Origin of the sequence: Pseudomonas orientalis, from assembly GCF_001439815.1 — a bacterium.
In the GTDB taxonomy this organism is placed as follows: domain Bacteria; phylum Pseudomonadota; class Gammaproteobacteria; order Pseudomonadales; family Pseudomonadaceae; genus Aquipseudomonas; species Aquipseudomonas orientalis.
The window spans coordinates 39,571-51,825 of the sequence record NZ_JYLM01000005.1 but is presented as its reverse complement, the minus strand read 5'-3'; the positions used below and the strand labels follow the sequence as shown (position 1 = coordinate 51,825).

Annotated in this window: 15 protein-coding genes; 6 read left to right on the top strand and 9 right to left on the bottom strand. The window is 59.6% G+C overall.

Going from position 1 to position 12,255, the window contains the following annotated elements; translation table 11 throughout:
• Positions 1-145 precede the first annotated feature (145 nt).
• The gene (locus TU82_RS13870; RefSeq protein ID WP_057723750.1) at positions 146-454 is read right to left on the bottom strand and encodes a PepSY domain-containing protein; all 309 of its coding nucleotides are present in this window, start codon (positions 452-454) and stop codon (positions 146-148) included.
• A 91-nt stretch (positions 455-545) separates the two neighbouring features.
• Positions 546-1,697, bottom strand: coding sequence for a glycerophosphodiester phosphodiesterase family protein (locus tag TU82_RS13865; protein WP_057723749.1), 1,152 nt, complete (start codon positions 1,695-1,697; stop codon positions 546-548).
• 232 nt (positions 1,698-1,929) lie between these two features.
• Here TU82_RS13865 and TU82_RS13860 point away from each other — a divergent pair, with 232 nt between their 5' ends.
• Complete coding sequence (locus tag TU82_RS13860) at positions 1,930-2,280, top strand: DUF2025 family protein (RefSeq protein ID WP_057723748.1); 351 nt, start codon at positions 1,930-1,932, stop codon at positions 2,278-2,280.
• A 3-nt stretch (positions 2,281-2,283) separates the two neighbouring features.
• Here the strand turns inward: TU82_RS13860 and TU82_RS13855 are convergent, their stop codons facing one another.
• Together TU82_RS13855 and TU82_RS29355 are read right to left on the bottom strand one after the other, a co-directional pair.
• Positions 2,284-2,604, bottom strand: coding sequence for an antibiotic biosynthesis monooxygenase family protein (locus TU82_RS13855; protein WP_057723747.1), 321 nt, complete (start codon positions 2,602-2,604; stop codon positions 2,284-2,286).
• Entirely contained in the window at positions 2,601-2,726 is a 126-nt protein-coding gene (locus tag TU82_RS29355) for a hypothetical protein (protein ID WP_276307144.1), read from the bottom strand. Before TU82_RS29355 ends, TU82_RS13855 begins: the two co-directional genes overlap by 4 nt.
• An 80-nt stretch (positions 2,727-2,806) precedes the next feature.
• Between TU82_RS29355 and TU82_RS13850 the strand changes: the two genes are divergently transcribed.
• Positions 2,807-3,691: a LysR family transcriptional regulator gene (locus TU82_RS13850; RefSeq protein WP_057723746.1), complete on the top strand. Its 885-nt coding sequence runs from the start codon at positions 2,807-2,809 to the stop codon at positions 3,689-3,691.
• On the opposite strand, the gene TU82_RS13845 is transcribed toward TU82_RS13850, so the two are convergent.
• From TU82_RS13845 to TU82_RS13835, 3 genes are all read right to left on the bottom strand, one after another.
• On the bottom strand, positions 3,688-4,206 hold the full coding sequence (locus tag TU82_RS13845) for a DUF1003 domain-containing protein (protein WP_057723745.1): 519 nt from the start codon (positions 4,204-4,206) through the stop codon (positions 3,688-3,690). The two genes, TU82_RS13850 and TU82_RS13845, sit on opposite strands and share 4 nt — an antisense overlap.
• Before the next feature lie 72 nt (positions 4,207-4,278).
• Complete coding sequence (locus TU82_RS13840; protein ID WP_057723744.1) at positions 4,279-5,598, bottom strand: methyl-accepting chemotaxis protein; 1,320 nt, start codon at positions 5,596-5,598, stop codon at positions 4,279-4,281.
• Positions 5,599-5,874: 276 nt separating this feature from the next.
• Positions 5,875-6,501, bottom strand: a complete 627-nt coding sequence (locus TU82_RS13835; RefSeq protein ID WP_057723743.1) for a TetR/AcrR family transcriptional regulator — start codon at positions 6,499-6,501, stop codon at positions 5,875-5,877.
• Between the two features lie 120 nt (positions 6,502-6,621).
• Here TU82_RS13835 and TU82_RS13830 point away from each other — a divergent pair, with 120 nt between their 5' ends.
• The 4 genes from TU82_RS13830 to TU82_RS13815 all read left to right on the top strand — a co-directional run bounded on the left by TU82_RS13830 (position 6,622) and on the right by TU82_RS13815 (position 10,872).
• A complete protein-coding gene (locus TU82_RS13830; protein ID WP_057723742.1) occupies positions 6,622-7,680 on the top strand; it encodes an MBL fold metallo-hydrolase in 1,059 nt (352 codons plus the stop codon).
• Positions 7,681-7,789: 109 nt separating this feature from the next.
• On the top strand, positions 7,790-8,527 hold the full coding sequence (locus tag TU82_RS13825) for a hypothetical protein (RefSeq protein ID WP_173667476.1): 738 nt from the start codon (positions 7,790-7,792) through the stop codon (positions 8,525-8,527).
• Positions 8,528-8,726: 199 nt separating this feature from the next.
• Positions 8,727-10,178 (top strand): amidase family protein, encoded by a 1,452-nt coding sequence (locus tag TU82_RS13820; protein ID WP_057723741.1) that lies wholly within the window; start codon positions 8,727-8,729, stop codon positions 10,176-10,178.
• A gap of 136 nt (positions 10,179-10,314) precedes the next feature.
• Positions 10,315-10,872, top strand: coding sequence for an AAA family ATPase (locus TU82_RS13815; RefSeq protein ID WP_057723740.1), 558 nt, complete (start codon positions 10,315-10,317; stop codon positions 10,870-10,872).
• Here TU82_RS13815 and TU82_RS27890 read toward each other — a convergent pair.
• Together TU82_RS27890 and TU82_RS13805 are read right to left on the bottom strand one after the other, a co-directional pair.
• Complete coding sequence (locus TU82_RS27890; protein WP_082632019.1) at positions 10,802-11,182, bottom strand: helix-turn-helix domain-containing protein; 381 nt, start codon at positions 11,180-11,182, stop codon at positions 10,802-10,804. The genes TU82_RS13815 and TU82_RS27890 overlap by 71 nt on opposite strands.
• A gap of 107 nt (positions 11,183-11,289) precedes the next feature.
• Positions 11,290-12,237, bottom strand: a complete 948-nt coding sequence (locus TU82_RS13805) for a hypothetical protein (RefSeq protein WP_057723738.1) — start codon at positions 12,235-12,237, stop codon at positions 11,290-11,292.
• Between the last annotated feature and the right edge of the window lie 18 nt (positions 12,238-12,255).

Genomic DNA, 12,255 nt, shown 5'->3' with positions numbered 1-12,255 from the left:
GAAAGCGCCTGTAGGACGTTTCACAGGTTCGCATGCGCGAATCATTGCAAGGCGTGATGACGATTATGTGACGATTGGACGTGCGCCCACAAAAAAACGCGCCACCCGAAGGTGGCGCGTTTTTTGGCAGTTCAACTCAGGTAACTCAGGTATCGAGCTTGTCTTCCAGCACAGCGCCGGTCTTGGCGTCGAGCTTCACTTCGTAGTTCTTGCCGGCGGTGTCGGTCAGGTCAACTTCATAGACCAGTACGCCGCTATTGTTGTGGTCCAACTCGGTGTCGTTGATCGTGGCGCCAGCATGTTTGGCCACGGCCGCAGCGTTGAGTTTTTCGAAAGGCATCACGGCGCCGGACTTGAGCAGGCCGTCAATCTGATCCGGACGAACATCCGCCTGGGCCAGGCCGGCAGTCAGCGTCAGTGCGGTGGCAGCGAACAAAGCGGTCAAGGTTTTCATGGTGTGTGTCCTTCTGGTTGAGCTGTTTAAGTGGCGCCAGATTAACCGGCGCAACTTAACTCATCCTTAATGGCTCACTGACACCAATGCGTCAGTATTTATAATCGTCCAGCAGGTCCTGCACGCTGGACGACGGCCAGCGCTTATAGAACTTCAGCAGTTCGGCTGCGCGGTTGGTGAAGATGCCGTCGACGCCGGCTTTCATCACCTTGTCGAAGTCGACCGGCTCGTCAACGGTGTACACGTGCACCAGCAGGCCTTTGTCGTGGGTCAGCTTGTTCATCTCGGGCTTGACCAGGTCGGTGTAGCTCTGGTCGCCATGGTCGGTCAGCTCCGCCGAAGGGCCGGTGCCGATGGCGCCGAGGCTTTTGGCCTGGTCGACCCATTTTTCGAACTCGGCCGCGTCTTTCGGTTCTTGCTTGGCGTAATAGGCGGCTTTGGTCGCTTCGCCGGACTCGGCGAACGTCACCTTGGACTTGGGTTCAATACTGCCTTCACCGACCCACAACAGCAGGATCTTCGGCGTGTTGGGCATTTCTTTCTGCAGTTCTTTCAGGCTGGCCACCTCGAAGGTTTGCAGCACCACACGGCCCTTGCCCTGGCCGACACCGGTGTTGCTCTTGCCCAGCTTGGAGCCGGCGGAGCTCAACCAGCCCTTGTCCAGCAACTTGTTTTTCAGGTCGGCCTCGATGCCCGGGAATTGCTTGGGCTCCTTGGTCTCGATGTACAGGCCGGGTTTATGTTGCGGATTGCCTTCGGCGATCTTGATGATGTCATCCAGGCTCTGGATTTTCAGGCCGACGAAACCCGGGCGTGCGCGGTCCGGGTAGGCGGCGTTGAACCAGCTGCCGGCGTCGAGGCTTTGCAGTTCTTTCCAGGTGAATTCGTTGGCCGGCGCGTCTTTGCGCTCGGGGAACTTGGTGGCCACGTCGGTGGTGCGTTGCAGGTTGTTGTCGTGCAGGGCGAACAATACGCCATCCTTGCTGCGCTGCAGGTCCAGCTCCAGGTAGTCGGCGCCCAGGTCGCGCGCGACCTTGTAGGCGGCAGCGGTGGACTCCGGAGCATCATAGGACGCGCCACGGTGGGCGATCACGGCAGGGTAGGGGATGCCTTCGTTTGTCGCCAGTTCAGCCGGGCTGATCGGGTCGGCAGCCTGTGCGGGAGCAAGGCCGAGCATCAGCGCCAGCAGCACGGCACTCCCTATCGTGGTGCGCACCGGGCCGTTGGTTAACGTGACAGGCATATGCGAAGTCCTTTCATGGAGGTGACTTTGAGAAGGTGTCCTTTTTAACAACTGATTGCGAAAGGCGCTATCACCAAACCGACATTAACCTGCCCGCGGGACAATTTTTAGGGTTTTTCTGTGATGTATTGCAGTACTCTTGGCCACAGCTGCCCCGTCAGAGGGCGGTATTTTTTGCCACGCGTGTAAACCATCTTTCCAGTCCCTGTGGGACTTTTCAGTGAGGTTTACCATGCGCATCACTTCCGAGCTTATCTGCCAGGCCGCCGACCAACTCCACGGCTTTGTCGGCCTGAACCGCAAGACGGGTCAGTACATCGTGCGTTTCAGCGAAGATGCCTTCGGCATGGACGTGGCCGATGACGGCATCATTCCCACCGCCGAGTTCGTCTGGGTACCGGCTGCCGACCACACCATGCTCCTGTCGCGCGCGCGCATTCAGTTACTGCAGGAGCAGAATATCGACGACCGACTCAACATCAGCGAACCGTTGCGGGTGTATATGCGCCGGGTCGAGATTGCGCAGATCAGTGCGTTGCGCAGTCTGGTCAGCCAGGCCTGCACCTATGTGAAGGCGGGCTGATGTTCATGTCGGGAATGCGTAATCGCGCTCTACTTTGCATACGCGAGTTTGAAACGCTGTGTACCAGAGCGAACGCCCTTGCTCGCGCACCTGCCGATGCTCGGCCTGCTGTTTCCACGCCAGGATCGCCGCTTCGCTGCTCCAGTAGGACACGGTGATGCCCAAACCCTCTTCCCGCGCCGACTCCACGCCGAGAAATCCAGGCTGTTCACGCGCCAGTTCCAGCATGCGCGTGGCGGCCTGACCGTAGCCTTGGTCGACCTCGGTGCGCAGTGAGCTGAAAATCACCGCGTAGTAAGGCGGTGCCGGAGTCCTGGCGATCATGCCGAGGCCTCCCGGCACGCCTTGAGCAGGGCAAATCGGACGGCGCGCAGCGCGCCTTCGCGGTAAGGGCTGGCGGGCACGCACCAAAAACCGTCGAACCGGTACAGCGGGGTGTCGTTCATCGTGTGCATCCCATGGCTTGTAGTGTCCTGGTGGGCACTATAGATTGGCGCTCACGCAATCGATATTGGCGTTTTCCCACATGCTCAATGCAGCCGCGCACTATCAGCTCGACTACACCGACCTGTCGCTGGTCCTCGCCCTGGTTCGTGGCGGCACTCTCGCGCGAGCGGCGGGTTTGCTGCGGGTGGATGTGTCCACCGTGTTCCGTGCGGTGCGGCGCCTGGAAGCCGCCCTGGGCCAGACGCTGTTTGAAAAAAGCCGCGCCGGCTATCTGCCTACCAGCCTGGCCAACCACTTGGCGCAACAGGCCGAGCGCGCTGAACTTGCCTTGCAGGCTGCGCGCATCAGTGTGGAGCAGGGCGGTGAAGTGATCAGCGGCACGGTGCGCCTGACCTGTACCGACGCGGTGCTGCAAGGTCTGTTGCTCCCCGCCCTGCCCAGGTTCATGGCGGACTATCCAGCGTTGATCCTGGAGCTGAGCACCTCAAATGATTTCGCCAACCTCAGCCGCCGCGATGCGGACATCGCGCTGCGCCTGACCAGAACACCGCCGGAGCATCTGGTCGGACGTTGCCTTGGGACGGTGACGTATCAGGTGTGCGCCAGTGCCGACTATGCCCGTCGGCATGCAGGCCAGGAACTGGCCGACCTGGCCTGGATCGCGCCGGACGAGTTTTTACCCGATCACCCCACGGTGGCCTGGCGCCGCGAACATCTGCCGGGCGTGCGTCCCCGTTATCGCTGCAACAGCATGCAGTCGGTGACGGAATTGGTACGCGCCGGACTGGGGGTGGCGGCGTTGCCGGATTTCCTGATGAACGATGGCTTGCAACCCCTGGGCCCCGCTTTGGCAGGCCATGACACGGCGCTGTGGCTGTTGACGCGCCCTGATTGCCGGGCGTTGCGCTCGGTGGTGACGCTGTTTGATGAGCTGGGGCGACATGTGCGCTGGCTGCGCCATTAAGTTTTGCGTACAAAGTGCTGATGCATTTCACAGGTCAGGGTTTCGATACGTTCGGTCAGCTCTTTGGTCATTTGCGTCAGCCGCGTGTTCTGCTCCAGCAGTTCCAGCAACTGTTGGGTGGTCTGTTGCGCCTGGGCCTGGCGTACGGTATTGGCGCTGGCCAGGGCTTCGCGGTGTTGTGCGTCGGCGTCGGACTGGGCTTTGTCGCGCGCAGCCTGGCGCGTCTGCGCCAGCAGGATCAGCGGCGCGGCATACGCCGACTGCAGACTGAAGGCCAGGTTGAGCAGGATGAACGGGTAAACGTCGAAGTGGGTGATGCCAGTCACGTTCAGCACCACCCACAGCACCACAATGGCGGTTTGCGCGCCGAGGAACGTCGGCGTGCCGAAGAAGCGCGCGAAGGCTTCGGCCTTGAGGGCAAAGGTATCGTTGCCAAAGGTCGGCGCCAGGTGCGCGTGGTGCCGATGGAAGCGCAGGTGGTCGACAGGGATCGGGTCAGGTTTTTCTGAAGGCATGGCGGGCTCGCGTCGGTGGCGTAAGGCCTACGCACTATAGACCGAGCCCCGGCCAGGCACATGAAGAAGCCGTCAGCGATTGCCCCGCTCATTGGCAAACGCGCTCACTGCCTGCACCGCCTCGCTGGTGCCTTCACGAATCTGCAGGATCACCGTACCGGCCTGATTGGCCAGCTCCACGCCCTGGGCAGCGCGGTCGCGGGTGGCGTCCATGCTGTCGATGGCCTGGCGGGTTTCGTCCTGGATCATGGCGATCATGCCGGAAATTTCCGCCGTGGAGCCGCTGGTGCGCGCCGCCAGTTGGCGTACTTCATCGGCCACCACGGCAAAGCCACGGCCTTGCTCGCCCGCGCGGGCGGCTTCGATGGCGGCGTTGAGAGCCAGCAGGTTGGTCTGGTCGGCGATGCCGCGAATGGTGTTGACGATGGTGGTGATCTGTTGCGATCGCTCGCCCAACTTGGCGATCAGCTGCGAGGATGCGTCGATGTCGACGGCAATGTCGCGCATGCCGGTGGCGGTTTTCTGAATCACGTCGGCGCCTTTTTCGGCCATGTCCTGGGTGTTCAGCGACAGGTGATACGCCTGTGCAGCGCTTTGCGCATCGGCCGCATGCTGTTGCACACGGGCGGTGACGTCCGAAGCAAACTTCACCACTTTGCACAGACGCCCGCTGGCGTCGTACACCGGGTTGTAGTTGGCTTCGAGCCACAGCGTATTGCCATGCTTGTCCACGCGTTCGAACTGGCCATTGAACAGTTCACCCTGGTTAAGACGCTTCCAGAATTCGCTGTAGGCGGCGCTGCCGGCCAGCGCCGGGGTGCAGAACAGGCGGTGATGCTTGCCCTGGATCTGCGCCAGGCTGTAGCCCATGCGCTGCAGGAAATTCGCGTTGGCGGTGATGATGGTGCCATCGAGGTTGAACTCGATCATCGCCATGGCGCGGTCGATGGCCTGCAGCTTGGCGCTGGTTTCACTTTCGGCCTGCAGGCGTGGGGTGACGTCCATCGCGTACTTCACCACCTTGATCACGCGGCCGGCGTCATCCTTTACCGGGTTGTAACTGGCTTCCAGCCATACCGATTGGCCATTGGCACCCACCCGTTCAAAGGTGCCTGACTGGAATTGGCCGTTGCGCAGCTGCGTCCACAGCTGGTTGTACTCGGCGCTGCGGGCGAACGCCGGTGTGCAGAACATCCGGTGGGGCTGGCCCAGGACCTGTTCGGCGCGGTAACCCATGGTCTTGAAGAAGTTGTCATTGGCGCGCAGTACCGTGCCCTGCAAGTCGAATTCGATCACGGCCATGGAACGCTCGATCGCGTCCAGCAGGCTGGCCTGTTGGGCATTGGTGTGTTGCAAGGCAGTGATGGTTTTTTTGTAAGCATTGAATAGCATGGTCGGGAGCTCGAGCAGGCATGCGTATGAGGATTCCATGTAGATGCGCCTGACCCCGTAGGGCACCTGGGCCTCACGGTTGACTTGCTCATTGCCAGCTTCCTTGTGCTGACAGAGGGGTGGAACAACGGGTTCAGAGTGATTGGCCAGCCAAGAAGTTCGCCGCTTGGGAGGCGTATTTTTTGACCAGGCGACCAATGGCGGCATTATGCTATCGCAGCGGCCTGAAGGAGGAAGATTCAGACGAGGAGTTGTAAGACGACTGATGCCGATTTGTTACCGGGCGCGGTGAGAATCGACCTCATAACCTGCGAGGAACAGATCGATCGCCGATTCGATCACATGGGCCTGGGAGGCTGCGTCGAGGGTAGGTTGGCCAAGGGTAATCTGCGGCCAGAATGCGAAGGCTTTGAGCAGGCTTTGTATCTGGTGGGCGGCGAACGCCGGGTCGTCGCCACTCAGTCGGCCGTCTTCCTGGGCGGCGCGTACCCATAGAGTAAAGCCTTCTTCGCGTTCGCTCAGGCGGTTGACCATGTCCTGGGCGCGTTCCGGCGAATGAATAGTGGCCGCAATGGCCACGCGCGCCAGGTCGAGGAAGTTGGCATCCGCCATCATCTTCATTTTCGCTTCCAGCAACCTGCGCAGTTGATCGCGCAAAGGCTGGTCGCTGCTGTACGCCACATCCAGCTGCGCGGCGCTGCTGGCCCACAACTGGTGGAGAATTTCGGCGAATAACTCTTCTTTGCTGGGGAAGTGATTGTAAACCGTACGCTTGGAAACGCCGGCGGTGGCGGCGATCCTGTCCATGCTGGTGACCTCGAAGCCATTGCTGCGAAATTCGGCGATGGCCGCCGTCACGATGGCTTCGCGTTTGCGGTCGGTGAGGCGTGGGGAGGCATTCATGGAGGACGTTCGGCTCGAAGAGGAAATTACACTTGGCAGTTTACTTGTTCAGAGTTTTGTTGCAATGTAGAAACTACACTGTGCAGTGTAATTATCAGCGGACGTAGGAGTCACTGTGTAATGGCCACCCTTTCAACCCGTCTTGATCCCGCACCCGCTGCGCGCAAGCCTGCCGAGCGGGACCAGGGGCATTTCAATAACGATGCGCCGGTGCCGCACGGTGGTTTTGGCAAGACCTTGCGTATCTTTTGGAACATGTTGTTCAACAAGCCGCGCACTACGCGACCTGTGGGCAACATCCCGGTACAACGACTGACCCGCGAACACTTGCTGGCAGCTCCTGATCACAGTGTGTTCCGCCTGGGCCATTCAACCGTGCTGCTGAAAATGCGCGGCAAGTTCTGGATCACCGACCCGGTGTTCGCCGAGCGCGCCTCGCCGTTCAGTTGGGCCGGCCCCAAGCGTTTCCACCAGCCCCCTATCAGCCTAGAAGAGCTGCCGCCGTTGGAGGCGGTGATCCTGTCCCACAATCACTACGACCACCTCGACCGCACGGCTGTCGTCCAGTTAGCCGACAAGACGCAGTACTTTCTTGCGCCTTTGGGCGTGGGAGACACACTGGTCAAATGGGGTGTGGATGCCGGCAAGGTGCGGCAACTGGATTGGTGGCAGGGCACCGAGGTTGATGGCATCCGTTTTGTTGCCACGCCGGCGCAGCATTTTTCCGGGCGTGGCCTGTTTGACGGCAACCAGACCCTTTGGTGTTCCTGGGTGATGATCGATGACGCGCGGCGGATCTTTTTCAGCGGCGATACGGGGTATTTCGACGGCTTCAAGCGGATCGGCGAGCAATACGGACCGTTTGACCTGACCCTGATGGAAACCGGGGCTTACAACGTCGACTGGCCCCATGTGCATATGCAGCCGGAGCAGACCTTGCAGGCGCATATCGACCTCAAGGGCCGCTGGCTGCTACCGATTCACAACGGTACGTTCGACCTGGCGTTCCACGCCTGGCACGAGCCGTTCGACCGCATCATGGCGCTGGCCTGGGAGCGCAATGTGTCGATCGCCACACCGGCCATGGGACAGGCATTCAGGCTCAACCAGCCCGAGCGAGGGCATGCGTGGTGGTTGGAAGTAGAGACGCATGATGCAAAAGAACACGCCGCAGGCTAAGTAACGAACGCGTGGGAAAAGGTGTTTTCAGGGTGTTTCAACGCTGCGACAAACGTCGGAAGGGAGTGCGATGATCCCTCGGAAACTTAATTTCGGGGGAGACGTTGGCATGAACGACGACTGCAAGAAACTCTGGCGATTGGGCATACCCTGCTTCTCAGCGTCGCCGCACGCCTTTGCGCAGGGGAGCGCCGAACCTGGCCCTTCCAGCACCACCCAGGCGGGAACCGATAGCGCCAGTCCCGGTGCTATCGTTTTCGCTGCCGGACGCGCTGAGGGAGCGGTGCTCATACCCGGCTACAATGCTCTGGCGCCCATGATCAAACCCACGCGAGACCCCGCTTTATCACTGGTGGCCATCAGTGGTGTCGACCCCACTGAACCCGTAATGGTGGAAGTCCCGCTGGTGCAAAACAACAGTGCTTTCGGTGCCGCTCCGATGCTGGATGGTTGGCGAATCGGCTATGTAAGCCGATATGTACGCGATGGGCATTTTGAACCCAGTGACCAGAGCGTAGCCTCGCGCCGAGCCTTCGCCATCCTGCGCCAGGCGGGGGTGGAGTTAGTGGCAGTGGACACGCGGCGTACGGACGACCCGCTTGAATCCGGCACTGCCATCGACGAGCTTGTGGCCAGCCATCGTTTGGATGCCTTGGTGTCAGATGAGCAAAGCCAAGCGTTTCACGCCGCTTGCAGAAGCGGTTACCCCAGTGGCTGCCAGGCACTGGAAGATGGGACCCGACTCTGGTTTTACGGAGCTCGCTGGGCGGGAGCGCGCGTGAAGGTTCTGCTGCGTGCTTGCGCTCAACTGATACCCCCCGACGTGCCTACAGCGGGTATGGAATGATCATGCCGGGCAGCCGGATTAGCCTGTAAAGAGGCGCGTTAACAGCCTCTTAGACTGGTGTTGGGTTATCGGCCGATAGCTCTCATTCAGTCAGTTACAGGGGTATTTCATGATCGGACCAATTTCGGCAGGTGGGTGGGCGGCAGGTCTGCTGCGAGAGCTTTCAAGCCCACCGCAGGGCTTCAAGGGCGCCTGTCAAATGTCAGGGGAGATGGCCAGTCGCGGCGGAGTCACCTCAGAGTCGCTGGTGAAAAATTCATTCAGACAAATCGCCACTATTGATCGTGGACTGCAGGGCGGTAACGCATTTGTAGAAACCAACCCGGATGCGCTCAAGGACGCCAGGGCACGCGATCTGGAGCGTAAAAAGGGCCATGTGCGTGGGTATTTGCACGGCGTTCCGATCGCGCTCAAAGATGTATTCGAAACCAGTGGCCGTATGCAAACAAGCGCTGGTTCCAAGGCTTTGGTGGGGAAGGGCGCCACCAGGAATGCCAAGGTTGTGGACAACTTGCTGAAGGCAGGGGTGGTGGTTGTAGGTAAAACCAACATGAGCGAACTGTCCAACTTCCGCTCTGAACTACCCGTGGATGGCTGGAGCTCGCGAGGCGGCCAGACGTTGAACCCACATCGCCTGGGAGGGGCAGTAGCAGGATCGAGTTCAGGCTCCGCCGTGGCGGTTGCCCAGGGGCATGTGCCGCTGGCGTTGGGGGTGGAAACCAACGGATCAGTCATTACTCCAGCGGCTTACAACGGCGTCTTTGGTTTGAAGACCTCTGTAGGCTTGCTGAGCAACGAGGGTGTCATGACCAGTTCACGCATGGACACGATTGGCACGTTCACCCGCAATGTCTGCGATGCGGCAGAAGCGCTCAACGCCATGACCGAGACCCGTGTCTACACCGAAGGTCTGCGATCCGATGCCTTGAAAGGCAAGCGAATTGGCTACACGCCTGTGCCTGAATTGTCCGCAGAGGAGGCAAGGGACCCCGCGAAGCGCGCCGACAGCAAGCATTACGTACAGGCGCTTGAGGTGTTGCGGTCTCAAGGTGCGATCCTGGTGCCTGTGGGTACGCTCGAGGATGGCGTTGATGAGGGAACCTATGGCGGTTACAACGAAGCGTTGTTTTCAGACGTCAAGCATCACTTGGAAGAGTATCTTGCCGGACGCGAAGGCTTGCCTGTCAAATCGCTGACGGAGCTGATTGCATTCAACAAGCGTAACTTGCAACCCGGTGAGCCTGACCAGAAGTTGCTGGAGCTTATCAACGGCCTGGAAACGACTCAGGACCAGCGCGATAAGCTGTGGAAGGCCGTCCTCCCCGTCTTTCAGAAAGCCATCGATGATCCGATGAAAGAGCACAAGCTCGACGCCATGGTGTCGAATTTTCTCTCAAACAATTATTTTTGCAGCGCTGCGGCGGGCTACCCGGGAATGTCCGTTCCGTCTGGCATGGATGACGAGGGTATGCCAACGGCACTTTACCTTTACGGCGCGGCGGACAGCGAGGCCATGTTGCTGTCGGCTGCCTATGTTTATGAGCAAGCGACACAGGCGATCAAAGAGCCGGCTTTCCTCCCTGGCACTCCGTTTACGCCAGCGCCGGTAACGGCAGATAACGCGGCTGAGGTACCTGAAGGCAACGTCTGAATGTGCCCCGACCTCTGCTCAACGGCGTACGGCAGAGGTTGTCCCTGTGCGGCCAACCGACAAATAATACGTAGAGCTCCGCCAGTGCTGGCCCAATAACGGAGCTGCTTGAACTCAATGTCATGGAGAGAACACCATGGCTTACAGAATTCACATCATTGGCGCTGCGGGCGTCGGTACGACTACCTTGGGCAAGGCGGTGGCCGACTGCCTGAATGTGGCCTTTTTCGACTCGGACTTCTATTACTGGCAGCAAACCCCGGAGCCGTTCTCTGTCGCCCGGCCCAAAGATGAGCGCATCCGCATGCTGCAGGAACACACCGCGAGCCATGAAGGCTGGGTGCTGTCCGGGTCACTATGCGGATGGGGGGATATCATGATCCCGCTGTTCACCCATGTGGTCTTTCTGCGCCTGGACCCCGACGTCCGCCTGCACCGCCTGCGCGTGCGAGAACAACAGCGGTACGGCGACGAGATACTCGAAGGCGGTAGCCGCCATGCAAACAGCGCCGCATTTCTTGCCTGGGCCGCGCGTTACGACGAGGGCAACCGCAGCCTGCGCAGTTTGCGTCGGCATGAAAGCTGGTTGAAGCCATTGAGTTGCCCGGTAATCCGGCTGGACTCTACGCACCATTCGGTTGAGGCGTTGTTGAATCAATTGATGCAGCGGGTGAGCCCAGCAACCGGGAGATAATGCCAGGTGTGGCGGGCTCGGCCGAGACGACGTCGAACCGGCGTTTGCTCATTCCCCATCCCGGTGCAAACCCCGGGAAAAACACCAGCCCTTGCGCCTCCAGGCAGAACGCCAGGGCCAGTCGAGTTTCATCCTCGACGTCACCGTGGCTCTCCAGCTGTTGAACGGCCTGCACCGCCACGCCAGCCTGGCGGGCCAGCTCTTCGCGGCTCCAGCCCAACATGAGGCGGGCCTGGGCGCTGTGTTTGGCGGTGAATTGATGAAGGACGATCTGCTGTTCTACGAAAGAGCTCATTGCCAGAGAGGACATGGGGATTTCTCCAGGTTCGACAGGGGAGGCATAACTATACTGTGTTTTTATACAGTTGTTCCTACCGCTCATCAACTCATGGAAATAGCCGGTGTTTCAGCTGGCGCCTACTCCACCCCTGGCGCCTCGCGAATGATCAGATGATCCAGGTTTTCAATATTCGCGCTGAACACCCCGAACGTCTGCTCGGGGTTCTTCTTGCTCGGCACTTGCTGGAGCTGCGGCGTGACGCCATGGAAAAAGCAATACAATGCTCGTTCGCTGGCTGCTGCGGCCTTGATCTGCTCCAGGAATGCCGTGCGCTTGCGGTAGTTTTCGATGAGTTTTTTGCTCAGGTAGACGTTGACGGCGTAGGGTTTTTTGTCGAGCCATACCTTCTTTTCGAAGTCGATGCGAAAGCTGCTGGTGTAGTCCTTGATGGCCTTGATCCTGCCCCAGTAGATCAGGCCCTTGTTGTCTTGCAGGTACTCGATTCTCTTGAAGAACGTCCAGTACGTCGCCGTGTGTTCGCCGATTTTCAACGGCATTGATTTGAGCTTGTCCTTGTTATCGATATTCGACACGTAGCATTCCACCGGGTGGGCGAATACGCTGGTTTTGTCTGGGGTAGTGTCGTTGTTGCCGTGGGATGTGGAGACGCGATTTGAAGGGGCTTTCGTTGGTTCCTGCAGGGCGACGTTCCCGGCGCCTGTCAGGGGGGGCTTAGGTTCGTATTGACGCCGCGTGAGCACGAACTCCGACGGGAAGTTTTCCTCGCGATCGTCATCGTTTTCACCGGTCGCGTTCTTGTGCACGCTGGCGTAGCGGCAACCTTCGATATGTCGGGTGCCGGTCTTGTTCTTGAAGTGCGGCGTGCGCTGGTAATTGACGTTCTTTGCGTTGAACGTACTCAGTGTATTGCCGGTATCGAACGCCGCGCGGCAGACGTCGTTGGGGCAGAGAAAGTGGTCTGTGTCTGAATCGAAATCGGCGGTTTCGTCGAAATTCAGGTCTCGTACGTCATAGATCGACAGCTTGTCATCGAGACTCAGGCTGTAGGCCGTGTCGAATTTCATGGGGCTCGGATCCGTGAG